Source organism: Corynebacterium sp. HMSC067D03, from assembly GCF_001811185.1.
GTDB lineage: Bacteria > Actinomycetota > Actinomycetes > Mycobacteriales > Mycobacteriaceae > Corynebacterium > Corynebacterium coyleae.
Map to the genome: position 1 here is coordinate 109481 of NZ_KV803781.1, position 26977 is coordinate 136457.

At 63.0% G+C, this 26977-nt stretch carries 24 protein-coding genes and 2 tRNA genes; 7 read left to right on the top strand and 19 right to left on the bottom strand.

Annotated elements, in window-relative coordinates; translation table 11 throughout:
• From obgE to ndk, 6 genes are all read right to left on the bottom strand, one after another.
• Entirely contained in the window at positions 1–1506 is a 1506-nt protein-coding gene (obgE, locus tag HMPREF2785_RS01495) for a GTPase ObgE (protein ID WP_070421310.1), read from the bottom strand.
• 97 nt (positions 1507–1603) lie between these two features.
• Positions 1604–1933 carry a 50S ribosomal protein L27 gene (rpmA, locus tag HMPREF2785_RS01500; protein WP_070421309.1) on the bottom strand — a complete coding sequence of 110 codons (330 nt, stop codon included), beginning with the start codon at positions 1931–1933 and terminating at the stop codon, positions 1604–1606.
• 21 nt (positions 1934–1954) lie between these two features.
• The gene (gene rplU, locus HMPREF2785_RS01505; protein WP_070421308.1) at positions 1955–2260 is read right to left on the bottom strand and encodes a 50S ribosomal protein L21; all 306 of its coding nucleotides are present in this window, start codon (positions 2258–2260) and stop codon (positions 1955–1957) included.
• Positions 2261–2429: 169 nt separating this feature from the next.
• A complete protein-coding gene (locus tag HMPREF2785_RS01510; RefSeq protein ID WP_083308811.1) occupies positions 2430–5237 on the bottom strand; it encodes a translation initiation factor IF-2 N-terminal domain-containing protein in 2808 nt (935 codons plus the stop codon).
• A 182-nt stretch (positions 5238–5419) separates the two neighbouring features.
• Positions 5420–5986: a TetR/AcrR family transcriptional regulator gene (locus HMPREF2785_RS01515; protein ID WP_070421307.1), complete on the bottom strand. Its 567-nt coding sequence runs from the start codon at positions 5984–5986 to the stop codon at positions 5420–5422.
• A 144-nt stretch (positions 5987–6130) separates the two neighbouring features.
• Positions 6131–6541 carry a nucleoside-diphosphate kinase gene (gene ndk / locus HMPREF2785_RS01520; protein WP_070421306.1) on the bottom strand — a complete coding sequence of 137 codons (411 nt, stop codon included), beginning with the start codon at positions 6539–6541 and terminating at the stop codon, positions 6131–6133.
• A 64-nt stretch (positions 6542–6605) separates the two neighbouring features.
• Here ndk and HMPREF2785_RS01525 point away from each other — a divergent pair, with 64 nt between their 5' ends.
• Positions 6606–8030 carry an AMP-binding protein gene (locus HMPREF2785_RS01525; RefSeq protein ID WP_070614040.1) on the top strand — a complete coding sequence of 475 codons (1425 nt, stop codon included), beginning with the start codon at positions 6606–6608 and terminating at the stop codon, positions 8028–8030.
• On the opposite strand, the gene HMPREF2785_RS01530 is transcribed toward HMPREF2785_RS01525, so the two are convergent.
• Genes HMPREF2785_RS01530 through HMPREF2785_RS01560 form a run of 7 tightly spaced genes read right to left on the bottom strand, consistent with a single transcriptional unit; the run spans position 8008 to position 16502 of the window.
• On the bottom strand, positions 8008–8439 hold the full coding sequence (locus HMPREF2785_RS01530; protein ID WP_070421304.1) for a DUF4233 domain-containing protein: 432 nt from the start codon (positions 8437–8439) through the stop codon (positions 8008–8010). The two genes, HMPREF2785_RS01525 and HMPREF2785_RS01530, sit on opposite strands and share 23 nt — an antisense overlap.
• Before the next feature lie 20 nt (positions 8440–8459).
• Positions 8460–9752, bottom strand: a complete 1293-nt coding sequence (locus HMPREF2785_RS01535; protein ID WP_070614042.1) for a hypothetical protein — start codon at positions 9750–9752, stop codon at positions 8460–8462.
• Entirely contained in the window at positions 9749–10594 is an 846-nt protein-coding gene (locus HMPREF2785_RS01540; RefSeq protein WP_070614045.1) for an ATP-grasp domain-containing protein, read from the bottom strand. The genes HMPREF2785_RS01535 and HMPREF2785_RS01540 overlap by 4 nt, the downstream gene beginning before the upstream one ends.
• The gene (locus HMPREF2785_RS01545) at positions 10591–11166 is read right to left on the bottom strand and encodes a hypothetical protein (protein ID WP_070569660.1); all 576 of its coding nucleotides are present in this window, start codon (positions 11164–11166) and stop codon (positions 10591–10593) included. Before HMPREF2785_RS01545 ends, HMPREF2785_RS01540 begins: the two co-directional genes overlap by 4 nt.
• On the bottom strand, positions 11163–12788 hold the full coding sequence (locus HMPREF2785_RS01550; RefSeq protein ID WP_070614047.1) for a bifunctional folylpolyglutamate synthase/dihydrofolate synthase: 1626 nt from the start codon (positions 12786–12788) through the stop codon (positions 11163–11165). The genes HMPREF2785_RS01545 and HMPREF2785_RS01550 overlap by 4 nt, the downstream gene beginning before the upstream one ends.
• Positions 12788–15508: a valine--tRNA ligase gene (locus HMPREF2785_RS01555; protein ID WP_070614049.1), complete on the bottom strand. Its 2721-nt coding sequence runs from the start codon at positions 15506–15508 to the stop codon at positions 12788–12790. Before HMPREF2785_RS01555 ends, HMPREF2785_RS01550 begins: the two co-directional genes overlap by 1 nt.
• Before the next feature lie 22 nt (positions 15509–15530).
• Positions 15531–16502 carry a malate dehydrogenase gene (locus tag HMPREF2785_RS01560; RefSeq protein WP_070614051.1) on the bottom strand — a complete coding sequence of 324 codons (972 nt, stop codon included), beginning with the start codon at positions 16500–16502 and terminating at the stop codon, positions 15531–15533.
• Between the two features lie 170 nt (positions 16503–16672).
• Here HMPREF2785_RS01560 and HMPREF2785_RS01565 point away from each other — a divergent pair, with 170 nt between their 5' ends.
• On the top strand, positions 16673–17398 hold the full coding sequence (locus tag HMPREF2785_RS01565) for a TetR/AcrR family transcriptional regulator (RefSeq protein WP_070453686.1): 726 nt from the start codon (positions 16673–16675) through the stop codon (positions 17396–17398).
• 11 nt (positions 17399–17409) lie between these two features.
• Here the strand turns inward: HMPREF2785_RS01565 and clpX are convergent, their stop codons facing one another.
• Positions 17410–18684, bottom strand: a complete 1275-nt coding sequence (clpX, locus tag HMPREF2785_RS01570; protein WP_070614054.1) for an ATP-dependent Clp protease ATP-binding subunit ClpX — start codon at positions 18682–18684, stop codon at positions 17410–17412.
• 207 nt (positions 18685–18891) lie between these two features.
• Between clpX and HMPREF2785_RS11920 the strand changes: the two genes are divergently transcribed.
• Complete coding sequence (locus HMPREF2785_RS11920; protein ID WP_070453688.1) at positions 18892–19518, top strand: hypothetical protein; 627 nt, start codon at positions 18892–18894, stop codon at positions 19516–19518.
• Positions 19519–19589: 71 nt separating this feature from the next.
• Here HMPREF2785_RS11920 and HMPREF2785_RS01580 read toward each other — a convergent pair whose 3' ends face one another.
• The 5 genes from HMPREF2785_RS01580 to HMPREF2785_RS01600 form a co-directional block, all read right to left on the bottom strand.
• Complete coding sequence (locus HMPREF2785_RS01580; RefSeq protein WP_070421294.1) at positions 19590–20210, bottom strand: ATP-dependent Clp protease proteolytic subunit; 621 nt, start codon at positions 20208–20210, stop codon at positions 19590–19592.
• A gap of 30 nt (positions 20211–20240) precedes the next feature.
• Positions 20241–20834, bottom strand: a complete 594-nt coding sequence (locus HMPREF2785_RS01585; RefSeq protein ID WP_070421293.1) for an ATP-dependent Clp protease proteolytic subunit — start codon at positions 20832–20834, stop codon at positions 20241–20243.
• 186 nt (positions 20835–21020) lie between these two features.
• On the bottom strand, positions 21021–22373 hold the full coding sequence (tig, locus tag HMPREF2785_RS01590; RefSeq protein WP_070614056.1) for a trigger factor: 1353 nt from the start codon (positions 22371–22373) through the stop codon (positions 21021–21023).
• Positions 22374–22453: 80 nt separating this feature from the next.
• Positions 22454–22527: transfer RNA gene (locus HMPREF2785_RS01595), tRNA-Pro, on the bottom strand.
• Between the two features lie 141 nt (positions 22528–22668).
• Positions 22669–22743: transfer RNA gene (locus tag HMPREF2785_RS01600), tRNA-Gly, on the bottom strand.
• 89 nt (positions 22744–22832) lie between these two features.
• Here HMPREF2785_RS01600 and HMPREF2785_RS01605 point away from each other — a divergent pair.
• The 4 genes from HMPREF2785_RS01605 to HMPREF2785_RS01620 are packed head-to-tail and all read left to right on the top strand — an operon-like array spanning position 22833 to position 26837.
• The gene (locus HMPREF2785_RS01605) at positions 22833–23627 is read left to right on the top strand and encodes a hypothetical protein (RefSeq protein ID WP_070421289.1); all 795 of its coding nucleotides are present in this window, start codon (positions 22833–22835) and stop codon (positions 23625–23627) included.
• Positions 23628–23679: 52 nt separating this feature from the next.
• Positions 23680–24456 (top strand): electron transfer flavoprotein subunit beta/FixA family protein, encoded by a 777-nt coding sequence (locus tag HMPREF2785_RS01610; RefSeq protein ID WP_070614079.1) that lies wholly within the window; start codon positions 23680–23682, stop codon positions 24454–24456.
• Positions 24457–24465: 9 nt separating this feature from the next.
• Positions 24466–25398 (top strand): electron transfer flavoprotein subunit alpha/FixB family protein, encoded by a 933-nt coding sequence (locus tag HMPREF2785_RS01615; protein WP_070614058.1) that lies wholly within the window; start codon positions 24466–24468, stop codon positions 25396–25398.
• Positions 25398–26837 (top strand): cytochrome b/b6 domain-containing protein, encoded by a 1440-nt coding sequence (locus HMPREF2785_RS01620; RefSeq protein WP_083308813.1) that lies wholly within the window; start codon positions 25398–25400, stop codon positions 26835–26837. Before HMPREF2785_RS01615 ends, HMPREF2785_RS01620 begins: the two co-directional genes overlap by 1 nt.
• Positions 26838–26977: the final 140 nt, after the last annotated feature.

The following is a 26977-nucleotide window of genomic DNA, read 5'->3' on the forward strand; positions in this document are numbered from 1 at the left end:
CTATCCCTGCCAGCGCTCGCGATCGGCCTCTTCGCCGGTGCCGTAGTCGTACTCGTCGATCAGGCCACGACGAGCCTGCGATGCACGCTTGCGCTCCGCCGAGGACACACGGTCGGTGCCGCCAAGACGCGCGTCCTGACCACGGCCGGCAAGAGTCGGGTCGCCACCGATCGATGGCTCCCAGTCGAAGGAGATCTCACCAATCGTGACCGTATCGCCCTCTTCCGCGCCGAGCTTGCGCAGCATTTCCTCCACGCCAGCTTTGTTCAGACGGTCAGAGAGGTAGCCGATGGCCTCGTCGTTTTCAAAGTCGGTCTGGCGGATCCAACGCTCAGCCTTCTCACCGGTAACCAGCCAACCCTCCGGGTACATCGGGTCGCGGGTGACCTCGATGCCGCCACGGTTGGAACGACCCACGGCGCGCGGACGGATCACCTCAGCCTCAGCGGTGCGCTCCGGCTTCGGGCGAGCCTTGCGGGCCTTCTTGACGATCTCCCACATCGCCCACTTCAGCTCATCAAGACCTTCGCGGGTGGCGGTGGAAATCATGTAGATCGGCCAGCCGAACTTCTCCTCGACGTCGTCCTTGAGGAACTCCGCGAGCTCCTTAGCCTCCGGCACGTCCATCTTGTTCAGCACCACAATGCGGGGACGCTCGCGCAGATCGCCCAGGCCGGTGTCCATATCCAACGCCTCGGCGTAGGTATCCAATTCGTGCTCCAGCGCCTCGATGTCAGAGATCGGGTCGCGCCCCGGCTCCATCGTGGCCACATCCACGATGTGAGCCAGCACGGCGGTGCGCTCGATGTGACGCAGGAAGTCCAGACCAAGCCCCTTGCCCTGGCTTGCCCCCGGGATCAGCCCGGGCACATCGGCGATGGTGAACGTGTCATGGCCAACGTTGACCACACCCAGGTTCGGCGCGAGCGTGGTGAAGGGGTAGTCCGCAATTTTCGGCTTTGCCGCGGAGAGCACTGCAATTAACGACGACTTACCCGCCGACGGGAAACCCACCAGGCCCACATCAGCCATGGACTTCAGTTCCAGGATCAGGTCCAGCGCTTGGCCCGGTTCACCCTTGAGCGCGAAGCCCGGTGCCTTGCGCTTGGCGGTAGCCAGCGCAGCATTGCCCAGCCCACCGAAACCGCCTTCTGCAGCGATGAAGCGGGTGCCAGGCACGGTGAGGTCTGCGAGCACCTCGCCCTCTTCGCTGCGCACAACGGTGCCGACCGGCACCTCGAGCACGAGATCCTCGCCGCGTGCACCGTTGCGCCAATCACCCGCGCCGTTGCCACCACGCTTCGCCTTCACATGCGGGCGGTATTGGAAATCCAGCAGGGTGTGGACCTGTGTGGAAACCTCAAGGATGATGTCGCCACCGTGGCCGCCGTTGCCACCGTCCGGACCGCCGAGGGGTTTGAACTTTTCGCGGTGGACGGACACACAGCCGTGGCCACCATCGCCGGCTTGGAGGTGCAGGGTGGCACGGTCAACGAATTGAGCCATGGTTGTTTTCCGCCTTTCTGTAACACGGACGATGATATGCAAAAAGCGCCGCAAGCCCGAATGCACGGGACCTGCGGCGCCGAAGCGTTACACGCGCTTACGCGGTTGCGGTGTTTTCCTCAACAACGCCTGCTGCCTCAGCCTGCTCGAGGACCTCGGAAGCAACACCCTGGCCGTCAGCCGGGATGATGTTGACGATGCGACGCTTGCGCTTGATGCCGAACTGCACGGAGCCGGAGGCCAGTGCGAACAGCGTGTCGTCGCCACCACGGCCGACGTTGTCGCCCGGGTGGAACTTGGTGCCGCGCTGGCGGACGATGATCTCGCCGGCCTTGACCTGCTGGCCACCGAAGCGCTTCACGCCGAGGCGCTTCGACTCAGAGTCACGACCGTTCGAGGAGCTGGATGCACCCTTCTTGGTTGCCATAGTTCAATCTCTCCTAGTTGGTTACTTGATGCCAGTGATCTTGACGGTGGTCAGCGGCTGGCGGTGACCCTGACGGACCTTGTAGCCGGTCTTGTTCTTGTACTTCAGAATCTTGACCTTCTTGCCCTTGCCCTGCTCAACGATCTCCGCGGAGACCTTTGCCTTGGACAGAGCGTCGGCACCGGAGGTGACGTTTGCGCCATCAACGAGAAGGACCGGGGTGAGTTCGACCTTGTCGCCTGCTTCACCCTCAAGCTTCTCGACCTTGACGAGGTCGCCTTCGGCAACCTTGTACTGCTTGCCGCCGGTCTTGACGATCGCGTACATAGAGGGTTACCCCTTATCTCTACTCGCCCAACCTCGGCATGCAACGAGGTCGGAATGGAACAACTTAAGCGTTTCAGGGCCTAACGTGGCCAGCCGTGCCCGCATGCAAAGGCAACGAGGCGGCACGCCCCAAAACAGCGACTGCCAAAGACTACACCGCCCCTACGCGTTACTCCAAACCGCGCCCGCCACCACGTCGGGTAGCACGGCGGCGGCCACGTCGTGCAGCAGGCGCTTGTCGACGAGTCTCCTTCTTCACCGGCTTGTCCTCCGGATCCGCTGCGACGTGCTGACGCACCGGCGCAGAGGTTGCCGACTTGCGGACAACACGACGGCGACCACGACGGTTCGTCTTCGTCGTCACCTGCACGGTTGCCTCTGCTTCTGCACTCCTCGACTTGCGAGACGCACTGCGCTTCAGGGCCTTTTCTTCCTGCTGTACCTGCTGTTCCTGCTGCGCTTGCGACTCCTGCTCGAAGTCTTCCCGGCGCGGCCTGTGATCGGATCGGGAGTTGCCGCGCGTGCGACGCTTGCGGCGCGGCGAGGCCTCGAACTCCTCAACCGCTTCCTCGTACGTCTGGGTCGGCTTCTCTGTCTGCGCCGGCTTGTCGGACCGCTCGCCGCGCTCCGGGGTGGTGTCGCTGTCACGCTGCTCACCACGCTTCGGGGCGTCGGAGCGGCCGCGGCCACGGCTGCCGCCACGGCGCCCGCGACGGCGGGTCTGGCGCGGCTTCTCTTCGCCAGCCGACTCTTCAGTCGGCTCCTCAGCGGAGCCGTTTGCAGATTTGTCAGAGGAGAAGATGGAGTCGAGCAGTTCGTCCATGTGGTCGTCGTCAAGCGGCTGCTTCTGCTGCGGCTTGCGCTGAGGCTGCTTCGACTCGCGCGACTTGCGAGCAGGGCGGTCGGGCTTCCTCTCCTCGGCCTCGACGGGGTCCTCGGTGAGCACAACACCGCGGCCGTCGCAGCACTCGCACGGCTTGGAGAACGTCTCCAACAGGCCGGTGCCCAGGCGTTTGCGAGTCAACTGCACCAGGCCCAGCGAGGTCACCTCAGAGACCTGGTGGCGGGTGCGGTCGCGGCCCAGCGCCTCGTTGAGACGGCGCAGCACGAGGTCCTGGTTTTCCGGCAGGATCATGTCGATGAAGTCGATGATGATCATGCCGCCGATGTCGCGCAGGCGAATCTGACGCACGATCTCCTCAGCCGCCTCGAGGTTGTTCGAGGTGACCGTCTCCTCCAGCGAGCCACCGGAGCCGGTGAACTTGCCGGTGTTGACGTCGATCACCGTCATCGCCTCAGTGCGGTCAATGACCAACGTGCCGCCCGACGGCAGCCACACGGTGCGCGACAGTGCCTTGGAGATCTGTTCGTCGACGCGGTATTCCTCGAACGCATCCTTGCCGTCGTGTGCGTTGCGGTCGAACTTCTCCAACCGGTCCAGCAGATCCGGCGCAACCGACTGCACGTACGCGTGCACGGTGTTCCAGGGCTTCCGGCCATCCACGATCAGAGAGGTGAAGTCCTCATTGAACAGGTCGCGCACAACCTTGACCAGCAGGTTCGGCTCTTCGTAGAGGGTCACCGGCTTGGCACCCTTGGAGTTTTTCTCCTCCTCGGCGCGCTTTTGAATCGAGGTCCACTGGTTGTGCAGACGGTTCACGTCCGCAGCAATCGCTTCCTCGCTGACGCCCTCTGCGGCGGTGCGGATGATGGCACCGCCCTTGCCCGGCACCACGTCCGCAAGGATCTGCTTGAGGCGCTTGCGCTCCGGGGTAGGCAACTTGCGGGAGATACCTGCGCTGCGCCCACCCGGGACGTAGACGAGGTAGCGGCCCGCGAGCGAAATCTGGGTACTCAACCGTGCACCCTTGTGCCCGATCGGATCCTTAGTCACCTGCACCAGTACTTGGTCGCCGGACTTCAGCGCATGCTCGATGCGGCGCGAACGCCCACCGAGGCCGGCAGACTTCCAATCCACCTCGCTGGCGTAGAGCACACCGTTGCGGCCCTGCCCGATGTCGATGAAGGCAGCTTCCATACTCGGCAGCACGTTTTGCACACGCCCCAGGTAGATGTTGCCAATCATCGAGGCCTGCGCATCAGAGGTAACAAAGTGCTCGACGAGCATGCCGTCTTCAAGCACACCAACCTGCGTGATCCGCCCCTGCCCGTCGTGGCGCTCCCGTTCACGCACGACCATGTGGCGCTCGACCGATTCGCGGCGCGCCAAGAACTCCGCCTGGCTCACAATGCGGGAGCGCTTGCGGTGTTCCTCGCGGCGCTCCGAGCGACGACGGCGCTGCGCCTCCAGACGAGACGACCCCTTGATCGCCACAGGCTCGTCGATCTCGCTGTGCGTATCGACGACACCCTCACCCGAATCCTCTACCTGGCCATCTTCGAGTGGCTCGTCTACCTGCTGCTTCTGTGAGGCGGTGTCCTCGGCCGGCTTCGCCTTGCGGGTGGCGCGGCGGCGTTCCGAACGCGTCGGTGCCTTAAACAGCGGCGCGTGAGTAGCGGGGATGCGATCCTCTTCCGGATCCTCCTGCGGCGCCGGGGTGATATCGGGCTCGATGTCGGTGAGCGGTTCCTCAGCCGGTTCCTCCGCTGGTTCTTCGGCAGGCTCCTCGGCCGGTTCTTCAGCCGTCTGCAGTTCCGCCTCGACCTTTTCTTCGATCTGGTGGATCTCGTTTTCCACGTCCTTGCGCACGCGGTTACGGATCTTCTCATCCGCCTCTTTATCGCGCTCAGGGTCGGATGTGGTGCTGGCACCTGCCGCCAAGGCGTCGAGAAGCATGTCTGCTTCCGCCTTGGTCAACGTAGACTGCGCAACCTTCACCAGACCTAAGTCTGCGAGTGCGACAACCAAGTCCTTCGATGGGACATCAAGCATTTTCGCCAGGTTGAACACCCTGGTCTTTTCCGACAGCGCCGAGCGGTCAAAATCGGCGAAACGGTTTGATTTATTTTTAGCCAAAGCGGCACGCTCCAGTGTTCCTGCCGTGGCCAACCGTCATGTCCGGGCGCCGGCAAAGTTACCGAGCAGCCGCGCGGAACATCGTGTGCCACGGGTATGCAAAAGTTTCTCAGCTCCGAGTCATCCTTGCTCGTCGCCTGAGACTCATTCTTGCACAACTTTCGTGCCACAGATACGCGACGCTACTGCTCGGCGACGCGCAGGAGATCAATCACCGCAGAAACCGGGGCGTCGCGGTGGTTTTCGGTCACCGCAGCACCGACGGCTACCTGGACAACACGCGTGGAGTTCAGACCGTCCACACCATGCTGTTCCATCATTTTGGTCACCATGCCTTTGAGCTCCTCAAGACCAGCGGAGGAAAACGCCTGCACTTCGCCCGGCTCGCGTTCGGAATCGACGAAAGCGTAGACCGTCTGGCGTACGCGCTCTGCTTGTGCGCACGAGATGACATTGACAACCGCTTCAGCGAACTGCACAGGGTCCTTCAGGTCGACGCTGCCACCCATGATCTCGTGGAACACCTTACGGCGGGACTCAAAAAGCTGATCCAGGCATGTGACCACGAGCTTTTCGCGCGTGGAATAGTAGTAACCGATCGACCCGACCGGCACTTTTGCTTCGGCGGCCACCTGCCGGTGGGTCACGCCGCGGAGCCCCTCGTTGAGCAGCAATTCAGTTGCTGCGTGAAGAATTGCTGCGCGCTTTTCAATCGCGCGCGCCTGCTCGGACCGTGATGACGTTGCCATCTACCCTCCATCGCATCGTGTAGACATGCGATTTCTTTAAATCCAATAAAAGCCGTAGAAAATCATAGAGTTTCGTTTCGTAGAAACGAAAACGGCACCTGCGCCCCTCACGCGGAGCACGGTGCCGGGAAGCGGACTTACCGCTTAGAGGTTCGGGAACCAGATAGCGATCTCGCGCTCAGCGGACTCCGGAGAGTCAGAGCCGTGCACGACGTTCTCACCAACGGTCAGGGCGAAGTCGCCGCGAATGGTGCCAGGGGTTGCCTTGGACACCGGGTCGGTGCCACCAGCGAGCTGACGCCACGCCTCGATGGCGCGCTCGCCCTCGACGATGCCAGCCACCAGCGGAGCGGAGGTGATGAAGTCGACCAGATCGCCGAAGAACGGCTTGTCCTTGTGCTCTGCGTAGTGCTTCTCAGCGGTCTCGCGGTCAGCGGTGCGCAGGTCGAGCTCGACGAGCTTCAGGCCCTTGCGCTCGATGCGGGAAATGATTTCGCCGACGTGGCCGTTTGCCACGCCGTCCGGCTTGATCAGGATCAGAGTACGTTCAGTCATGGCTCGCAATCTTACCCAACCCGACACGTGTTGCACGTCTTGGCTATGCCGTAGTCTTGCCCCCATGTGTCACCGCAGCCCACTTCCGGATATTGATCTACCGGGGACAACCCTGTTCGCGTCTGTCTTTGCGGCGGGTGAAGAGGCGCTGCCGGATACCCCCGCAATTACGGAGATCGACACTGGCCGCACAGTCACGTACCCGCAGTTGCGTGCGTTGGCGCTCGGCACTGCGGCCTCGCTCGCCGCGCGCGGCGTGGGCCCGGGCAGCGTCGTCGAGCTGCGCATGCCGAACTCCATCAACTTCGCCGCGGGCCTCCTCGGCGTATCCGCGACTGGCGCACGTGTGTGCGTCATTGGGCATTCGCTTATCGACGACGAAGCGAACCACCTCGCAACCCTCGCCCACACCACTGACCGCGTCACCGCCGAGGACATCCGCCCCGGCGAGTTCGAACCCGTTGGCAATGCTGACGACGTTGCGGTGATTCCGTTTTCCTCCGGCACCACAGGCCTGCCGAAAGGCGTGGAGTTAACCCACGTCGCGATCACCGCCAACGCCGCCCAGTTCAACGCAGCACTGGCTGCAAGCGGCATCGGCCGGGGCGGTGGTGTGATCGCCCCCCTGCCGTTTTCACACATCTATGGGCTAAACACACTGCTGTTGTCGTCGCTGACCGCACGCCGACACGTCACCACCGCGGCCCGCTTCAACCTTGCTGAGTTCACCGCTGCCCACCGCGGCCGCGCAATCGATGTGTCCTACATCGCTCCCCCGCTTGCACTCGCGTTGTCCAACCACCCCACCCCTGAAGATTTCGCCACCACCCGTTTTTTGGTGTGCGGCGCGGCATCGCTGGATACGAACCTGGCGCGCAAAGTCGAGCGCCACATCGGCGTTGAAATCCTCCAAGGCTACGGCACGACCGAATCCGCACCCGTGACCCACGTCGGCATCTCCGGCAAGTCAGACCCAGGCACGATCGGGTTCGCCATCCCCAACACCGAGTTCCGCCTCAGCGAGGACAACGAACTCCTTGTGCGCGGGCCCCAACTCATGCGTGGCTACTTGGACAACCCGGCTGCCACCGCAAACGCCATCCGGGACGGTTGGCTGCACACCGGCGACATCGCCCGGATCAACGAGGATGAAACGGTCACCATCATCGACCGCGCCAAGGACGTGTTCAAGTACCACGGGTTCCAAATCGCCCCCGCAGAACTCGAAGCGCTCCTGCTTACCCACCCCGATATCGACGACGTCGCCGTGACAGGCCACCGCCGAACGGTGGACGGGGTGGTTGAGGAGGTGCCACGGGCGTTCGTCGTCACGCAACAAGCGCTGAGCGACAACGCCATCATGGCTTGGGTCGCCAAGCGCGTCACCCCCTACAAAAAGGTGCGAATGGTCACCTTCGTCGATGCGATCCCCCGAAGCGCAGCAGGCAAAATCCTGCGGCGCGAACTTACGTCCCCAGGTGCTGAGTAACCAGGTAACCGTGACGCATGCGCTGAATCATCTCCGAGCGCATTTGAATGATGAAGTACCACACGATGCCGAAGATCACGCCCACAGCGGTCACCGACCAGTGGATGAAAAAGCCAAAAATTAGTGGAACCTGCAACGCCAGGTCGATCCACAGGGCGCCGGGCTTGCGCTGAAACGCAGCCATCACCACGTGCGCCAGACCAACAACGGTGATGTAGACCCAGTTAAACGTGGTCCAGTGCTCGCCCTCATCTACCTTAAGGATCACCGTGAGGATGAGCAGGATCGTGATCGCTTCCATGATCAACGTGCCGGACAGAACACCGGTAAGCCCAGCCATCGGATCCTTCACCGGAGCGTGACCGGGCCCAAGTGGGCCCATTTCCTGCTGCGTCTGCTTTCTCGCCATGGTGGTAATCGTAGCCAGACCTAGCTGGCATCCATAACCTGCGCCCGGCGCGGCGCCGCCGCAAGGTAGACAATGAACGGCAGCGCGAGAACGAACAACCCCACGGTGCCAATCGTCGCCCGAGGACCTTCCGGGATGACCTGCAGCACGGTAAACAGCCATGCGAGCGCCGACAAAATGTACACGTTCAAGGTTTTGCGCAGCAGGTGGTTGACGTCGCGGTCCACCTTCACCGACTCGTTAATACTCGGAACACCAAGTTGTCCGCGCAGTTTCGATGGAATACCAATCACCGCATCGAGTGGCTCGATGACGCTGATGTGAGAGTTCTGGCGGAAACGGGTGTCGTCGACAATCGCCATCGCACGCGCCGCAATCGTGCGGTCGCCGTAGCGCAGCCGCACAATATCCGAATCCTCGATGCCCAACGACTGCATCGAATCCGCGGTGAGGCGCACTACCGCGCGGGACTCGTCGATGTCGTTCGGTCGAGCGACCCGCATCACGTAGGTACGCGAACCGAGGAGCTTCCTCGCGGTCCAATACCACGACCTGCGCAGCGGGTTCTTGCGCGCGGTGGAGCGTTCGTTGTCCCCGAACACCGACGTGCCCTCCCCTTCGATCATCGGCACGACCATGATGTCGAAGAATTTCGCTGCGCGAAGGGCCCTATTGAGTTGGATGCGGTCTGGGTACGCGATGTCGTCGATACGCTCGCGCGGCCAAACACCCCTGTCCTTGTAGTGGGTGTCAATGAGCGTGTGGTGCTCTGGCGGGATAGCGTCGCGATGCGCCTTTGTGATGTCCATCGGCGGGTGCAGACGCAACAGGATGCGCTGATAACGAGAAATCTTGATGGTGCCGTCGGAGTATTCGCCTTCTGGGAACGTCTCGATCTCGTCGCGGGTGACAACGAACGAGCACCTGGTAAACGGGCATACCACCCGGTAGTGCTCCGCTTCCGGCAGCCGGGCGCGAACGGACTCGCTGATCACGATCGAACTATCGCCCGCCTTGTCTGCGCGCTGTTTCACGTTGGTGGAAAACACCTCCGCGTGCACAGGCTGAACCGACGCGACACCGTCAGGCACGGCACGGAGGATGCGTGCGGTTGCAGATGCCTCCTCGCCCGCACCACCCTTGATCAACTGCACTGCGGTAGTGCCGTCCAACAGCGCCGGGTGGTAATCGCTCAGCCCTTCCCACCCCGGCCAATCCCGGCCGATGACCAGCGAGTTCACCGGGTAGGTTGCCACACTGGCTTTCTTCCCGTTGAGCCGCACCTCACGGGCCGGCAGGTACATCTCGGTCATAGTTGCTCCAGATATTCAACGACTGCTGCTGCGACGTCAATTCCGGTGGTTTCCGTCAGCGACGCAAACTGCGCGTTCGAGTTCACCTCGCCGACCAGGGGTTCTTGCGCGTCAAGGAAGTCCACCGACCCAATATCCAGCCCGAGCGCTGTCATCGCGGCACGCGCAACGTCGACGTATTCGGCCGGGGGCTGCCAGGCTTCCGCACGCCCACCACCTGTGATGTTGGCGCGGAAATCTCCACCTTGGCCAAAGCGCCGCATCGCCGCGACAGGCGTGTCGCCCACCATGTAGATCCGCGCGTCGCGGCCGTGCGAGCCGGCAACGTACTCCTCCACAATCACCGGTGAGGGGTACGCCTCACGCAGCACGTCGATGAGCTCGTCGCGGCTATTTACAAGAAACACCCCGCTGCCCCACGACCCAACGGCATGTTTCGCCACCGCCGGAAACCCCAGGGCATATTCGACGGCGGCGAGAAACTCGCTGTTCGCCCATTCCTCCGTCTCGAGGTTGCGGTACACCAGCGGCGCGGTGATCGTTTTCGGGTGCGCGATCCCCGCCCGAGTCAGCGCCGCATGCGTGTACGCCTTGTTGTCGCACAGCGCAATGCTTTGCGACGAATTCACGCACCTGACCCCGAACGCCTCCAACTGCGCAACCGCGGCGACATCCTTATCCATGATGAAGGCCACCTCGGGAAGGTCCTCCAAATGAGTAACTGCGTAGTCGGTGGTCACACGCTCAATCTGGCCGTGTGATGCCCCGATGATCTGGTCGAACTGCCACTCAAACTTGTCCCAGTGCAGCCATCGGTTGGTCACCAGCCAGGTCGGTTTCACGCCAATTCCTCCGCAAAGCGCTGCACGATGCGCGTCAACGCAGCGAGCATGTGTTCGCGCGGCCCCTCGTCGAGCGCAGCACTGTTCATCTCCACTTGCACGTATGGGATGTTGGTACGCAGCGCGACGTCGGAGGACACGCGGTGAAGTCCCATTGCGGGAAAGATTTCGTCGACAAGCACGGGCACCCCGCACGCGTTGAACTCGGCGACCACAATGTCGCGCACCCGCCAATCGTCGTGGATGTTGCGCCCGCGACCGGTTCCCAGGATTACCTGATCGGGCCGGTCCGGGTTCATCTGGTGCAAGTCGATGCCCGCAACGATCCCACGCTGCTCGACCTCGCGCACCGCGACGTCCCGGAACGGACTGTGCTCGTCCGAGTTCGGATCCGCCTTATCCGCGTCGGTCTTGATCAACGCTGTCGCGCCTACGTGCTCGTGGAGTTGCTCCGCGAGCCAACGGGTCGCGGGCTCCGCAAGCTTGATCTTGCCGTCGCGCTGCTGCTCAACGGCGTGCGGCGCCGTAACAATCACAGGCGCCGTGCCAGGCAACAGCAGGTGCGCGGTCACTGCACACCCCGCGACGAACGCAGGTAGGTGCGCGCCTGACCTGCGGTGGCAACGGAGCCGGTGATGAGCACACCGACGCCTTCGGGGCCTTCCTCCTCGGCCAACTCGATGGCGAGTTCGATCGCCGAGGGCAGGTTGTCGTCGACACGCACACGCTCATCGCCGAAGATCTCGTAGGCCATCTCCGCCAACTCGTAAGCGTCCATCGCGCGCCGGTCGGTGTTCTGGGTGATCACCACATCCGCGAGCACCGGCTCGAGCGCTGCCAGCATCGCGCGAGCATCCTTGTCCGCGAAGATGGACACCACGCCGATGACGGACTGGTAGTTGAAGTCGCGCTGTATCGCCTCGGCAAGCGTGGCCGCGCCGTGGGGGTTGTGGGCGGCGTCGATGAGCACCACCGGATCACCCAGCACACGCTCCACGCGCGCAGGCACCTTCACCTCCGCGAAGCCCTGGCGCACCGAATCCATATCCAACGGGTGCTCGCGGGACACGCCGAAGAAACTCTCCACCGCAGCCAGCGCCACCGAAGCGTTCTCTGCCTGGTGTGCGCCGGAAAGCGGCAAGAAAATGTCGTCGTAGACTCCGCCAAGGCCCTGCAGCGACAGTTGCTGGCCGCCGACGGCGACGGAGGAGTCGTCGATAGTAAAGTCGCGCCCCTGTCGCGCCACCGCAGCGCCGGTTTCCACCGCGCGCTCCAGGATGACCTGCATCGCCTCCGGCTCCTGCTCAGCAACGATGGCGATGTTTTCCGCCGGTCCGTAGCCGTCGCGCTCACGCGCCTTGATGATGCCGGCCTTGTGCGCGGCGATCTCCTCAATCGTCTCGCCGAGGAAACGCTGGTGGTCGATACCGATCGGGGTGATGACGGACACGTCCGCCTCCACCACGTTCGTCGCATCCCAGGTGCCGCCCATGCCGACCTCGACGATCGCAACATCCACGGGTGCGTCCGCAAACGCCGCGTACGCAATGCCGACAAGCAGCTCGAAACGGCTCATCTCCGCCTCGCCGCGCTCGCGGAAGTGCGCGTCCACCATGTCCACGTACGGCTCAATGTCGCGCCAGACATCCACGAAACGGGTCTGGGAAATTTCCTCCCCGTCGATGAGGATGCACTCGGTGACACGCTCCAACTCAGGCGAGGTGAACAACCCCGTGCGACGGTTCAGCGCGCGAAGGATCGACTCCGCCATACGCGCCGTCGACGTCTTGCCGTTCGTGCCCGCCACGTGAATGACGTTGAAGGACTGCTGGGGCGTGCCCAGCAGATCCATCAGCATCGCAATGCGATCCAGCGACGGGTTCGGGTCGTTCGCCGCCGCACGCGCATCCAACTTGGCAACCACCGTGTCAAAGTCCGGGTGGTCCCCCTCCGGCGCCAAGCTGGGCGCGGGCTCGTCGCTGTCCGCATCGGCGGCATCCGCGCCACTTTCGGCCGACATGTCGGCCAGGTTGAGCGTGATGCCGTGATCGGTCATCTCCAGGTGGCCGAAGTCGGTGTCACGGCCGGATTCGAGGTCGGCGATGTCGATGCCCTCGAGGGCGTCGTCGCCAAGCTGTGCTCGAAGTGCCTCGTACGCTGCCCGCGCTTCCGGGTCGAACGACTTATCCGCCATTACTTCAGCGCCTCAAGACGAGCCGTGACGCGCTCAAACTCTTCCTGTGCGACCTTCTGACGCGCCTTGATCTTCTCGACGACCTGCGCCGGCGCATTAGCCAAGAACTGCTCATTGGCGAGCTGCCCGCCAGTGGTGTCGAGCTCCTTCTGCGCCGCCGCAAGCTCCTTTTCCAGGCGCTTGCGCTCCGCAGCGACATCGACGGTGTCGGACGTATCCAACGCGACGTCCAGGTTGACCTTGCTCAGGCGCATCTCAATGCTTGCCGAGGCCTCAAAGTCATCCTCCGGCGCCGTCACCTTCGCAATCTGGCGCACCATCGCCTCCTGGCCAACCAGATCAGCCGAAGCGAAGTCCAGGCGAGCCGGCACCTTCTGCGACGGCTTCACACCCTGATCAGAGCGGAAGCGACGCAGCTCGGTAATGAGCTTGATGGAATCTTCGATGCGACGGCGAGCGTCCTCATCGGTCGCGGCACCACCGTTGGTGTCCTCTGCGGTCGGCCACGGCGCGAGCGTCACCGTCTCGCCGCCAGTCAGCGCCTTCCACAGCACCTCGGTGATAAACGGCATCGTCGGGTGCAGCAGGCGCAGCACAACATCGATCACACGGCCGAGAACCACCTTGGTGTTCTCGCCACGGTCCTTCTCTTCCGACGAGGCGTCAGCCTCGTCCCGCGGGATCTGGGTCTTGGCGATCTCCAGGTACCAGTCACACAGCTCATCCCACGCGAAGTGGTAAAGCGCCTCGTTGGCCTTGGCAAACTGGTAATCGTCCAGGTAAGCATCCACCTTGGCGCGGACTTCCTCGGCTCGATCCAGGATCCAACGGTCAGCGTCGGTCAGCACCTCGCGTGCAGGCAACGCGTCCACGCGCGCGCCGTTCATGAGCGCGAACTTGGTGGCGTTAAACAGCTTGGTGGCAAAGTTGCGGGCGGCGGTGGCGTGGTCGTCGCCAATCGGCAGGTCCACACCCGGGTTCGCACCACGAGCCAGGGCGAAGCGCAGCGCGTCCGCACCGTACTGCTCCACCCAATCCATCGGGTCGATGCCGTTGCCCAAGGACTTCGACATCTTGCGGCCCTTCTCGTCGCGCACCAGGCCGTGCAGGTACAGGTGCTCGAACGGGATCTGCGGGCGGCCATCCTTGCCTTCGCCCAGGATCTCCGGGGTGGTCTGGCCTGCGAAGGTGCCGAACATCATCATGCGGGCAACCCAGAAGAACAAGATGTCGTAGGCGGTAACCAACACGGTGGTTGGGAAGAACTTCTCCAAATCCGGGGTCTTGTCCGGCCAACCCATCGTGGAAAACGGCCACAGCGCCGACGAGAACCAGGTATCCAAAACGTCCGGATCCTGCTCGTAGCCTGCCGGCGGCTCTTCGTCCGGGCCGACGCAGACCACGTCGCGCTCGCCGTTTTCGTCCTCCGGTCCGTACCAGATCGGGATGCGGTGACCCCACCACAACTGGCGCGAAATGGTCCAGTCGTGCATGTTGTCCACCCAGTCGAAGTAGCGCTTCTCCATGCTTTCCGGGTGGATCTTAGTGTCGCCTTCGCGCACGGCGTCGCCGGACATCTTGGCCAGCTCATCGACCTTGACAAACCACTGCAGGGACAGACGCGGCTCGATCGGCTCGCCGGAGCGTTCCGAGTGGCCCACGGAGTGGACGTACGGGCGCACTTCCTTGACAATGCGGCCCTGCTCAGCCAGTGCCTCACGCACGGCGACGCGGGCTTCTTCGCGGCTCATGCCGTCAAACTTGGTGCCGGTATCGGCGATGCGACCTTTCTCGTCCATGATGATCGGCATCTCAAGGTCGTGGCGCAGACCCATCTCGTAGTCGTTCGGGTCGTGCGCCGGGGTGATCTTCACCGCACCGGTGCCGAGTTCCATGTCCACGTAGTCGTCGGCAATGACCTTGACCTGCATGCCTTCGCGCAGTGGGTGCTCGAAGACTTCGCCGATGAGGTGTGAGTAGCGCTCGTCGTCAGGGTGAACGGCGATGGCGACGTCGCCCAGCATCGTCTCCACACGGGTGGTGGCGACGATCAGGTGCGGCTCGTCGTCGTTGAGCGAGCCGTAGCGGATAGAGACGAACTCGCCCTCGACATCCTTGTACACGACCTCAATGTCGGACACGGCGGTCTCCAGCACCGGCGACCAGTTGACCAGGCGGTAATCGCGGTAGACCAGGCCGCGGTCGTAGAGCTGCTTGAAAATGGTCTGGACGGCGCGCGACAGGCCCTCGTCCAGCGTGAAGCGCTCGCGGGACCAGTCGACGGAATCGCCGATCGCACGCATCTGCGAGGTGATCGTGCCACCGTACTGCTCCTTCCACTCCCACACCCGGTCGATGAACTCTTCACGGCCGTAGTCGTAGCGGTCCTTGCCTTCTTCGGCCTTGAGCTTCGCCTCGACCTTGGTCTGGGTGGCAATGCCTGCGTGGTCCATGCCCGGCAGCCACAGCACCTCGTAGCCCTGCATGCGCTTGCGGCGCACCAGGGAGTCCATCAGCGTGTGGTCGAGCGCATGGCCCATGTGCAGCTGACCCGTCACGTTTGGCGGCGGCAGCACGATGGAGTACGCAGGCTTGTCAGAGTGGGCGTCGGCAGTGAAATAGCCTGCCTTGACCCAGCCTTCGTAGAGGTCGCGTTCGTGGTCGCTGGGCTCCCACGACTTCGGCAGCGCGTCAGTGCGGTTCAGATTTTTGTCAGTCACGCGACCTATCTTAACGAGCTACCTAGAACAGCTTGTCGGCGATCGCCGCCTCGTCCTTCAAGGCGGTGATGTTGGCGCTGATACGCGCCCGCTGATCGTCGCTGAGCTCCAGCTTTTCGACGACCTCCCACGCACCATTTTCACCCGTCACCGGGAAGCCGAACACAAGCCCTTCGTCCACGCCGTACTGGCCCGTCGACGGCAACGCAGCCGTCGTCCACTTGCCAGCCGTGCCCTGTACCCAGTCGCGCATGTGATCCACCGACGCCGACGCTGCAGACGCCGCCGAGGACTTACCGCGCACCTCGATGATCTCCGCGCCACGCTTGGCCACGCGCGGGATGAACTCGTCGGTATACCAGGCGCGATCCACCTCAACCGGGTTGCCGTCCACCGTGGCGTAGGTGATGTCCGGGAACTGCGTATCCGAGTGGTTGCCCCACACCGTCAGGTGCTCAATGGCAGTCGAGGACACCCCGAGCTGCTGGGAGAGCATCGACAGCGCACGGTTGTGGTCCAAACGCATCAGCGCGTTGAAGCGATCCGCTGGCACATCCGGCGCCGCCTTGTTCGCAATGTAGGCATTCGTGTTCGCCGGGTTGCCGACCACCAGCACGCGGACGTCATCCGCAGCACCGTTGTTGATCGCCTGCCCCTGTCCGATGAAAATCTTGCCGTTTGCAGCCAGCATGTCCGCGCGCGACTCCCCCTTGCCGCGCGGCTTCGCCCCCACCAGGAACGCCGCCTGCGCACCGTCGAATGCCTTGTTTGCGTCGTCGGTCACCGTGATCTTGTTCAGAAGCGGCAGCGCCGAGTCGTTGAGCTCCATTGCCGTGCCCTCAGCCGCGCGCACCGCCTCCGGGATCTCCAGCAGCGTCAGGTTCACCGGACGATCGGGGCCGAAGACGTCGCCTGCTGCCACGCGCCACAGCAACGAGTACGCAATGTTGCCTGCTGCGCCGGTAACAACGACGTTTGCGGGGGTCTGGGACATGATGAGGCCTCCTCTTTCTGTTTCTGTTTCCCCTTCAACCTACCCCCACAGGGGGCAACATTGGCCGGTACTGCGCCACTGATCTGCCAAGTGGTGCACGATGAGAAGAAGCAAAGAAGCGTATCGACGACCCCACCACACCGAGCCACACCGAAAGGGAGCCCACGGACATGGCCGACACCGCCGCACCCGAGACTGCCACCTCCCCTTCCCCCGGTGCTGTCGTCGATGCCGCGATTGTCGCGTTTGCCCACAACGGTTACGACGACGTCAAACTCAACGCGCTTGCACGCACCACGGGCATGAGCAAGCGCATGATCCACTACCACTTTGGTAACAAGCGCGGCTTGTACCTCGCAGCGCTCAAGGTGGCAAGTGCTCGCATCACCCCGCCTCAGGACATCGCCACCCGCTCCTACGCCGCCCCCGTCGAGGGGATGCGCCGCTACATCGACGCCCTCTACCACGCGTTTTTGGACCACCCCGACGGTGTGCGCCTCGTCCTGCGTGAAAACCTCGACCCCGTCGCCGCCGAAGAAGACGCCGCAGCGCTTGTCAGCGAGAACGAAGTACTCCTCCACGTTGAACGTCTGTTGCTCGCAGGCCAAGACGCGGGAGCATTCCGCCCAGGTATCTCCGCTGTCGATCTGCTCACGCTGGTCGCATCGCTGTGTTTCTTCCGCGTGGGCAACAGCCTGACCGCACTGAGCGTCAGCGACGTGGACTTTGCAAGCCGCCGCAACGTCGACGGCATGCGCCGCATGGTCATCGACACCGTGCTGACGTTCCTCACGTCCAACATCCCCTACTCCGGCTACGAGTCCTACCTCGAACCCACCCCCACTGCGGAAGAAGAAACCGCCGACGTCTACAGCGACGACGGCGGCCTAGTCTAAGCAGAACTGCGTTACGCGGAGCGCTGCTTTTCTTCTTCAATGAACTTCGGTTCGCCCTCCCCGCGAGCGGCTGCCTCATCCAGCACAACCTCAGCGATGCCGTCACGATCCGGCAACTCGTACATCACCGGAACGAGCAGTTCCTCCATAATCGCACGCAGGCCACGCGCACCGGTCTTGCGCTCCGCCGCCTTGTCCGCGATCACACCGAGCGCCTCGTCGGTCACCGTCAACTCCGCGCCGTCCATCGCGAACAGGCGCTTGTACTGCTTCACCAACGAGTTCTTCGGCTCCGTAAGCACGCGCTTCATCGAGTCGCGGTCCAGATCATCGACGTGCGCGATGATCGGCAAACGGCCAATGAACTCGGGGATCAGGCCGAACTTCACCAGGTCGCCCGGCTGCACCTGCGCCATCATGTTCGCCTCGTCGCGCTCCGACTTCGAATCGATCTCCGCCCCGAAGCCGATGCCCTTCTTGCCCACGCGCTCCGCGATCACCTTGTCCAGGCCAGCGAACGCGCCGGCCACGATGAACAGGATGTTCGACGTGTCCATCTGGATGAACTCCTGGTTTGGGTGCTTACGTCCACCCTGTGGTGGCACGGACGCAACCGTGCCCTCCAGGATCTTCAGCAGCGCCTGCTGCACGCCCTCACCCGAAACGTCGCGGGTAATCGACGGGTTTTCGGACTTGCGGGAAATCTTGTCCACCTCGTCGACGTAAATGATGCCGTGCTGCGCACGATTCACATCGAAGTCTGCCGCCTGCAGTAACTTCAGCAGAATGTTCTCCACGTCCTCGCCGACATAGCCAGCCTCGGTCAGGCTGGTGGCATCCGCGATCGCAAACGGCACATTCAACATGCGCGCCAGCGTCTGCGCGAGATAGGTCTTGCCAGAACCCGTCGGGCCAAGCAGCAAGATGTTGGACTTGGAAATCTCCACTTCCTCGTCCTTCGCACGGGCCGAAAGGTTCGACTCCTCCGCCTTAATGCGCTTGTAGTGGTTGTACACAGCCACAGCAAGCGTGCGCTTGGCCGCATCCTGGCCGATCACATACTCGTCCAGAAACGCAGTGATCTCCGAAGGGCGCGGCAAACGCTCTCCTGATTCCTCCTGGCGTTCTGCGCCGGCGAGCTCCTCTTCGATGATCTCGTTGCACAGCTCGATGCATTCGTCGCAAATGTAGACGCCTCCGCCCGCAATCAGTTTGCGGACCTGCTGCTGGCTTTTGCCGCAGAAAGAGCACTTCAGAAGGCTAGCGCTGTCATGCGTAGTGGCCATATGCGCGTATCTACTCCCGTTCCCTCGCCGAAATCTTCCCCAAGTCTAGTGGGTGCTGAACCCCACACCCTACAACGCACGACGACACATCCCTGTTCCCGTCCCACGCACCCAAAACGCGGTGGGACTAAACTAAGCGCATTGTCCTCGGAACGATCAGCTAGCCTAGACACATTCTTTGATGTGTCTGAAAGGAAATCCGTACCCGTGAAACGCAGCCGCGCACTTGCCACCATCGCCGCAGCGCTCATCGCCGTCCCGGCGCTTTCCGCCTGCGGCGGCTCGGACGACGAGGCACGCATTGCTGAACCGGTGCTGGATTTCCCCCAAACCAGCACAACAGCCACCCCAACCCCGACGACCACCACCTCCGAGGAGGACGACGAGACCACAACCTCCTCGTCCACAACCACGAAGAGCTCCTCGAGCTCCTCGTCGAAGACGTCCACCAAGTCCAGCAGCAGTCGCCGCAGCTCGAGCGGATCCGGCAACTCCGGCGGTTCCGCACGCGAGCCAGAGGTCGCTCCCGCACCGGACGAGCCGGGGGCAGCCTGCGCATGGCCCGCACAAGGCTCGCAGGGCGCCAGCGACGAATACAGCACCTTCTGCGACCGTGAATGGGCCCGCACCGTCACACCAGACGGTCAGGACTACTACTGGGTCGCACGGGGCAACGGTTGGGCGTCTGTAGACCCACAAAACACCGCAGACGGCGTGTGCTGGTCGCGCGGCGACTTCGAGGGCGCACCAGAAGCCATCCGTAACGCAGTGAAGTTCTGCGACGACGCAGCGCCGACCTCCGCCGACGTCGTGGAAACCCCAACCGAACAGTAGGTGGTTGTGGTGCGACGCCGGTGAGGGTGTCGTCGTAAAGCTAAAAAGCGCCCTTACGGGCGCCTTTCTTTTTAGCCGTTGAGCTTGCGGTAGTCGAAGACCTGGTCGATGATCCCGTACTCCACGGCTTCCTCAGCGGTGAGGATCTTGTCGCGGTCGGTATCAATACGAACCTGCTCTGGCGTACGGCCCGTGTGGTGCGACAGCGTGTTCTCCATGAGACGACGCATACGGTCGATCTCAGCCGCCTGGATCTCCAGGTCCGACACCTGACCCTGGGTGCCCTGGGTAGCCGGCTGGTGGATCAGCACACGCGAGTTCGGCAGCGCCGCACGCTTACCCGGCGCACCGGCAGCCAGGATGACTGCGGCGGCGGATGCAGCCTGGCCGAGGCACACCGTCTGCACGTCGGGGCGGACGTACTGCATCGTGTCGTAAATCGCCATCAACGCGGTAAACGAACCACCCGGGGAGTTGATGTACATCGTGATGTCACGGTCCGGATCCTGGGACTCCAGGACCAGCAGCTGGGCCATGATGTCGTTCGCCGACGTGTCATCAACCTGGGTGCCAAGGAACACAATGCGCTCCTCAAACAGCTTGCCGTACGGATCAATCTGCTTCGTGCCGAAGCTGGTCTCCTCCAGGAACTGCGGCAGCACGTAGCGGGAGCTGGGCATTTGGAAAGTCATAGTAAAAGTCTCCTCTTCTCGTTGCTTGCCTTAGTCGCCAATCGCGTGCTCGCCAGCCATGGCGGCATTCTCGATGACGTGGTCCACGATGCCGTATTCCTTGGCCTCCATCGCGGTAAACCAACGGTCACGGTCCGAATCCTTCGTGATCTGTTCGAAGGTCTGGCCGGTGTGCTCTGCGATAAGTTCAGCCATCTCACGCTTCGTCGCGGCAAACTGCTCAGCCTGGATCGCAATATCAGCAGCAGTGCCGCCAACACCTGCGGAGGGCTGGTGCATCATGATGCGTGCGTGCGGCAGCGCGTAACGCTTGCCCTTCGTGCCGCCAGACAGCAGGAACTGGCCCATGGAAGCAGCCAGACCCATGCCGTAGGTAGCGATGTCGCACGGGGAGTACTTCATCGTGTCGTAAATCGCCATACCTGCGGTCACCGAACCGCCCGGCGAGTTGATGTAAAGACTGATGTCGCGCGTCGGATCCTCAGCCGACAGCAGCAGAATCTGGGCGCAAAGCTTGTTGGCAATCTCATCATCCACCTGCTGACCCAGGAAAATAATGCGCTCCCGCAGGAGGCGCTCGTACACCGAGTCTCCCAGGTTCATACCTTGAGTCGGGGAAGTCATAACAGATGCTCCTTCGCTAGTTCGTCGTGTAACGCCACCACCCTACTCGCGCGCGCGAGGGAGTTGAACCTTGTTCGCTACCGGCGTACGGCCAATTCTTATCGACGACCCCACGCCCCCAAACAAAAAGCGGCCGGAAGCGAAAGTTCGCTTCCGGCCGCCCAAAAACCCTTGGTTTAGAGGGGGTTACTGCTCCTCAGCAGCCTCGTCCTCTTCCTCGATCTCACCGAAGTAATCGTTCGGGTCAACCTTGTTGCCAGCCTCATCCTTCACCGAGGTGCGAGAGATAGCGGCGGCGAGGGCCTTGCCGCGACGCACGTCGGAGAACAGGTTCGCGATCTGGCCGGACTGCTGCAGCTGAGCCACGAACTGGTTCGGGTCCATGCCGTAGGACTGTGCGGTGAACAGGATGTGGTCGGTGAGCTCCTGCTGGGAAACCTCCGGCTGCTCTTCCTCTGCGACAGCGTCGAGGAACAGCTGGGTGCGCACGGACTCTTCAGCCTGCTTGCGGGACTCCTTGTCAAACTCTTCGCGGGTCGTGCCCTGCGCCTCAAGCAGCTGCGCCAGTGCGTTCTCGTCGTGAGCCATCTGGCCGAGCAGCTGGTGGAGCTGGTTGTGCACCTGCTCGTCGACGATCGACTCCGGCAGCGCGAACTCAACCTGGGCGAGGGCAGCCTTGAGGACCTCGTCGCGAATGTCAGCAGCCTGCTTCGCCTTCGCGTTCTCCTCAACCTGCTCGCGGGTGGACTCACGCAGCTCGTCGACGGTGTCGAACTCGGACGCCATCTGGACGAACTCGTCGTCAAGATCCGGAAGCTTGCGCTCCTTGGTCTGCTGGACGTGGACCTTGACGGTCGCCTTCTTGCCCTTGTTCTCGCCGTACTGGATCTCGGTTTCGAACTCGTTGTCCTCGCCGGTCTTCATGCCACGCAGAGCGGTGTCCAGACCCTTCATCAGGTCGTCGGCGCCGACGCGGTAGGTCAGGCCCTCAGCGGAAGCGTCGTCGAGCTTCTCGCCGTCGATAGAAGCCTCAAGGTCGATGACCGCAAAGTCGTCGGTCTTCATCTTGCGCTTGGTGTCCTTGAGCTCACCGAAACGCTCGCGCAGGGAGTCGAGCTCGGCGTCAACAGCCTCGTCGTCAACCTTGAGCTCCGGAACAGTGACCTCAATCTTGGAGAAGTCCGGCACCTCAATCTCCGGACGAACGTCGATCTCAGCGGTGAACTCGACAACGTCGTTGTCCTCGATCTTGGTGACCTCAATCTCCGGCTGGCCCAGCGGGTTCAGGTCGTTCTCTGCCAGAGCCTGCTCGTACCGGGTCGGCAGCATGTCGTTGACAACCTGCTCCAGGATCGGACCGCGGCCGAAACGAGCGTCGATCAGCTGGCGCGGAGCCTTGCCTCGACGGAAGCCCGGAATGTTGACCTGCTGGGAGATCGCCTTGTATGCCTGGTCGATCTCCTGGCCAAGCTCGTCGAACGGCACGCTGACGTTGAGCTTAACGCGGGTGTCGCTGAGCTTTTCGACGTTAGTCTTCACGGGTTTCTCCTGTACTTGTTTCCATCAACGAGTTTCAGTGCTTATAAGTGGCGGGCCCGTACAAAACGGGCCCGCCTTTGTCGGGGCGACAGGATTTGAACCTGCGACCCCCTGCTCCCAAAGCAGGTGCGCTACCAAACTGCGCCACGCCCCGTAGGCGGCAAAACCGCCACGGTATGAACCGAATCAGTAACCACTCAAGCGGTTCAGGTTGATCATTGTAGCGGGCGATCAAAGCGGGGTCACATCGGGGTAGAAGAAAACCGGTTCTGCATGCAGAACCGGTGGTCAAACGTGGAGGGAATGACGGGAATCGAACCCGCGTCTTCAGCTTGGAAGGCTGAGGTATTAGCCACTATACGACATTCCCATGCGTAGAAACGCTGCCTTAACGGCTGCTCGGAACTTTAGCGCAGGTTCACCCGTTGAACCAAACAACAACGAATTTTAGGAGGAGCCATGCTCGGTCTGTTGCTCATCGTCTTTGCTATTGGTGCGTTGATCATGCTGCCCACGATGGGTGGTGGCGGTCGTCGTCAAGTGCAATCGCGCCAGCAGGTGCAGATTTCTTTCGACGACGCCTACGCCGACGCCAAGCGATGGACCGACCGCCTCGGCTCGCAGGTGCTGAACCTCTCCGGCAACGACGCCGCCTCCACCCAGGCCATGGCCGACGCCTCCGAGCGCTTCAACGCAGCAAGCGCAGGTCTTGCCGACGCCCGCACGCCAAAGCAGGCCATGCTCGCCCGCGAATCCGCGCTCGAGGGCCTGCACTACGTCAACGCCGCGCGCGAAATCATGGGGCTTCCCGCCGGTCCTGCGCTGCCAGAGTTGGAAGGCCAGCGCCAGGCAGGCCGCGTGACTGAACAGCGCAGCGTGCGCCAAGAAGACGGCACCGTTGTTACCGCATCGCCCGTAGCCACCGAGGCGACCCCGCACTACTACCCCGGCGGAGCCGTCGCAGGCCGCCCCGTTCCTGCTGGCTGGTATTCCACCGCCTGGTGGGCCCCAGCGATGATGACGGGCATGTGGGCTGCGTCGTCGATGATGTTCTACTCCACCATGTTCGCCGGCATGTCCGGCGCTGCCGCACCCGAAGCGTTTGAGGCTGGCGGTCTCGGCGACGCTGCTGGCGCCGAGGGCATGGGCGACATGGGAGATATGGGTGACATGGGTGACATGGGCGGTGGCGATTTCGGCGGAGACATGGGTGACTTCGGCGGCGGCTTCGACTTCGGGGGATTCGACTTTTAGGCGTGCGCTAGACTGCGCACGATTGCCTACCCCCTACCTATAAGGAGTGGCCGTGCGTATTGCCGTGCTGCTGAAAGAGGTGCCGGACACCTACAGCGACCGCGAAATGAACCTGGAGACTGGTCTGACCGACCGCTCCGGCGACGTTGTTGCCGACGAAGTTGGCGAACGCGCCGTCGAAGCAGCGCTACGCATCGCGGAAGCACTTGACGACGACACCGTGGTCGAAATCCTCAGCGTCGGCCCCGAAACGTCTGCCGATTCGATCCGCCGCGGCATCGCCATGGGCGCCACCGAGGCCTACATCGTTTCCGACGACGCCCTGACCGGCGCCGACGCCACCCTCACCGCCGAGGTGCTTGCGGCGTTGATTCGCAAGAACGGTTACGACCTCGTCGTCACGGGCAACATGTCCTCCGACGGCGGCACCGGCGTCGTCGCCCCCATGATCGCCGAACACCTGAACTGGCCCGTACTGACCAACCTGACGGAACTGACCGTCGACGGCACAACCGCCACCGCCACCCAGGCTTCCGACGGCGCGATCGTCGAACTGCGCGCCGACCTTCCGGCCGTCGTCGCTGTTGCCGACGAGTTCGCCGACCCCCGCTACCCCAACTTCAAGGGACTCATGGCGGCGAAGAAGAAGGAGCTCAACACGCTCACACTCGCCGACCTGGACATCGACGCGGAAGATTTCACCCACCCGCGCGCCATCATGGTCGCCATTGACAAGCGCCCGGCACGCGAGCGCGGCGAAATCATCGACGCCAACTCCACCGCCGCCGCGAAACTTGTCGACTTCCTCGAATCCAAAAACCTCATTTAAGGAGCACCCATGACTGAAATTCTCGTTGTCCCGGACCGCTCCCACGACGGCAGCCTCGACCCCCACGCCGCCGAACTCATCGGCGCGGCCTCCGAAATCGGCACCCCCATCGTTCTTATCGACGACCGCACCCACGCCGACGCCCTCAGCACCCTCGGCGCGGCCACGGTGCTGGTTTCCGACGCCCCACTTGTCGACGCCACCACCACCGCCCTCACCACCCTCAACCCCGCCGCCGTGTTGTTTTCCCACACCGTGCGCGGGCGCGAAACCGCCGGCCGTGTAGCCGTGCGCGCAGGCAAGGCGCTGTTGACCGACGCGGTGGCGGTTCGTCGAGACGCAGAAGGCATCGTCACCGACCACCAGAACTTCGGCGGCGCCTACACCGCGACTGCCGCTGCCACCCACTCCGCACCGATCATCACCGTGCGCCCCGGTGCTGTGGAAACCCGCGCCGCTGCCGTCGCAACGCCTGAGGTGCGCGACCTCAACGTCGAAACCTCCGGCGCACGCACCGCCGAGGTCGTCTCCGTCACGCCGGTCGAGCGCACCTCCACCCGCCCCGACCTGCTCACCGCAGACAAGGTCGTTGCCGGTGGCGTCTCGCTCGGCGACGCCGACATGTTCGAAGAACTCGTCGGCGGGCTCGCGGACACCCTCGGCGCCGCCGTCGGCGCCACCCGCTCCGCCGTCGACGAAGACCAAGTCGCCTACGAAGCCCAAATCGGCCAAACCGGCGTACTGGTCAGCCCGAAGCTCTACATCGGCATCGGCATCTCCGGCGCTGTCCAACACCTGGTGGGCATGCAAACCGCCGACACCATCGTCGCCATCAACAATGACGAGGATGCCCCCATCTTCGACATCGCTGACTTCGGCATCATCGGCGACCTCTTCGACGTCGTCCCACAGATCATCTCCGAGATCGAGGCTCGTAAGTAATGCCCCAACTTCGACGCGGCCTGCCCCGTGTTCCCGGCGGCGAACCATGGCCCCCGCTCATCGACGACCCCACCACCCCGACCACCTGCGCACCCGCTGAGCCTGTCGCGGCGCCTGCCACTGTGTCTGCTTCCTCGCCCACCACCGGTTTGCGCCAGGGCCTACCTCGTACCCCGGGTGGTGAACCCTGGCCACCGGCCACCGCCGTCGCTGCCTTCGCAGGCGCTGCGGGCGCTGCTGCGGCTCCGTCCACAGCGACACCGAGCGAGCCTGACGCTGCTACGACTAGCACAGCCGACGCAGCCGATCAGGCCAATGCTCCAGCTGCAACCCCCGCAAACACCGTCGAAGTTCCCCTGCGCCGTGGTCTCCCCCGCGTCACAGGTGGCGAAGCCTGGCCGCCCGCCGGCACCGTCCACGTGCCCGCACCGCCAGAGCCCGAAGCCGCACCAGCTCCAGCACCGACGGCTGCACCAGCGGCCGCAACAACCGCCGACGCCACGCCAACGCCCGAGCCCGATTCGGCTCCGGCAGCACCGGCAGCCGCAGCGCCGGCGCCGGTGGAGGTACCGGCGGGGCGTGGGGTCGTCGATAAGCGATGGCTCATTCCAGCCCTCGTACTGGTCATCGCAGCATTCCTCGGCGCACGCTGGTTCATCGGCACCGACACCGGCGCCGACTTCGTCGCACGTTACGACGGAATGCAGCCACTACCCGACAACGCCCCCGTCGGCTTCCCCGCCTGGCTCAACTGGGCCCACTTCTTCAACATGTTCCTCATGGCGCTCATCGTCAAAACAGGCATCGACGTGCGCAGAGAGAAGCGGCCGGCGGGCTACTGGACGTCGAAACGCAACGGCAAAAAGATTTCCTTGACCCAATGGCTGCACCAAACCCTTGACATCGCATGGGTCGCACTCGGCGTAGTGTTCTACATCCTACTGTTTGCCACCGGCCAATGGGTCCGCATCGTGCCAACCAGCATCGATGCCATCCCCAACGCCATCTCCGCAGGACTGCAATACCTCGCGCTCGACTGGCCTAACGAACACGGCTGGGTCCACTACAACGCGCTGCAAGAACTCGCCTACTTCACCACCGTATTCATCGCCTCACCACTCGCGATCGCATCCGGCTTCCGCATGAGCTCCATGTGGCCGAAAACGTGGAACGGGGTGCCCGTCGCGTGGGCACGCGCCGTGCACTTCCCCACCATGATCTACTTCCTCATCTTCATGGTCATCCACGTTTTCCTCGTTGCGACGACCGGCCTGCGCGCCAACCTCAACGCCATGTTCGCCGCCCAAGACTCCACATCCTGGACCGGCACCTTGGTATTCCTCGGCGCCGTAGCCGTCACCGCGCTCGGATGGTTCCTCGCCCGCGGATCCTTCGCAGCACCACTCGCGAAACTGACCGGCAAAGTGACCAAACGCTAAAAGTCAAGACCCAGCCCAATCTGTGGATAACTTTCCGGCATGAGTCGGTGGGTTATCCACAGATTTTTTGTTGGGTCTTGTCGGTTGTTAGGCGGTTGCTTAGCGTTCATGCCATGGCATTTGTAGACCTTCTCGGCTTC

Bases quoted from the DNA above. Each gene is read 5' to 3' on its own strand.
- HMPREF2785_RS01525 (WP_070614040.1), top strand. From the start codon at position 6,606: ATGTGTCACCGCAGCCCACTTCCGGATATTGATCTACCGGGGACAACC.
- HMPREF2785_RS01560 (WP_070614051.1), bottom strand. From the start codon at position 16,502: ATGTCCCAGACCCCCGCAAACGTCGTTGTTACCGGCGCAGCAGGCAAC.
- rplU (WP_070421308.1), bottom strand. From the start codon at position 2,260: ATGTACGCGATCGTCAAGACCGGCGGCAAGCAGTACAAGGTTGCCGAA.
- HMPREF2785_RS01530 (WP_070421304.1), bottom strand. From the start codon at position 8,439: ATGGCGAGAAAGCAGACGCAGCAGGAAATGGGCCCACTTGGGCCCGGT.
- HMPREF2785_RS01585 (WP_070421293.1), bottom strand. From the start codon at position 20,834: ATGACTTCCCCGACTCAAGGTATGAACCTGGGAGACTCGGTGTACGAG.
- HMPREF2785_RS01535 (WP_070614042.1), bottom strand. From the start codon at position 9,752: ATGACCGAGATGTACCTGCCGGCCCGTGAGGTGCGGCTCAACGGGAAG.
- HMPREF2785_RS01580 (WP_070421294.1), bottom strand. From the start codon at position 20,210: ATGACTTTCCAAATGCCCAGCTCCCGCTACGTGCTGCCGCAGTTCCTG.
- HMPREF2785_RS01615 (WP_070614058.1), top strand. From the start codon at position 24,466: ATGACTGAAATTCTCGTTGTCCCGGACCGCTCCCACGACGGCAGCCTC.
- rpmA (WP_070421309.1), bottom strand. From the start codon at position 1,933: ATGGCAACCAAGAAGGGTGCATCCAGCTCCTCGAACGGTCGTGACTCT.
- ndk (WP_070421306.1), bottom strand. From the start codon at position 6,541: ATGACTGAACGTACTCTGATCCTGATCAAGCCGGACGGCGTGGCAAAC.
- HMPREF2785_RS01605 (WP_070421289.1), top strand. From the start codon at position 22,833: ATGCTCGGTCTGTTGCTCATCGTCTTTGCTATTGGTGCGTTGATCATG.
- clpX (WP_070614054.1), bottom strand. From the start codon at position 18,684: ATGGCCACTACGCATGACAGCGCTAGCCTTCTGAAGTGCTCTTTCTGC.
- obgE (WP_070421310.1), bottom strand. From the start codon at position 1,506: ATGGCTCAATTCGTTGACCGTGCCACCCTGCACCTCCAAGCCGGCGAT.
- HMPREF2785_RS01550 (WP_070614047.1), bottom strand. From the start codon at position 12,788: ATGGCGGATAAGTCGTTCGACCCGGAAGCGCGGGCAGCGTACGAGGCA.
- HMPREF2785_RS01620 (WP_083308813.1), top strand. From the start codon at position 25,398: ATGCCCCAACTTCGACGCGGCCTGCCCCGTGTTCCCGGCGGCGAACCA.
- HMPREF2785_RS01515 (WP_070421307.1), bottom strand. From the start codon at position 5,986: ATGGCAACGTCATCACGGTCCGAGCAGGCGCGCGCGATTGAAAAGCGC.
- HMPREF2785_RS01565 (WP_070453686.1), top strand. From the start codon at position 16,673: ATGGCCGACACCGCCGCACCCGAGACTGCCACCTCCCCTTCCCCCGGT.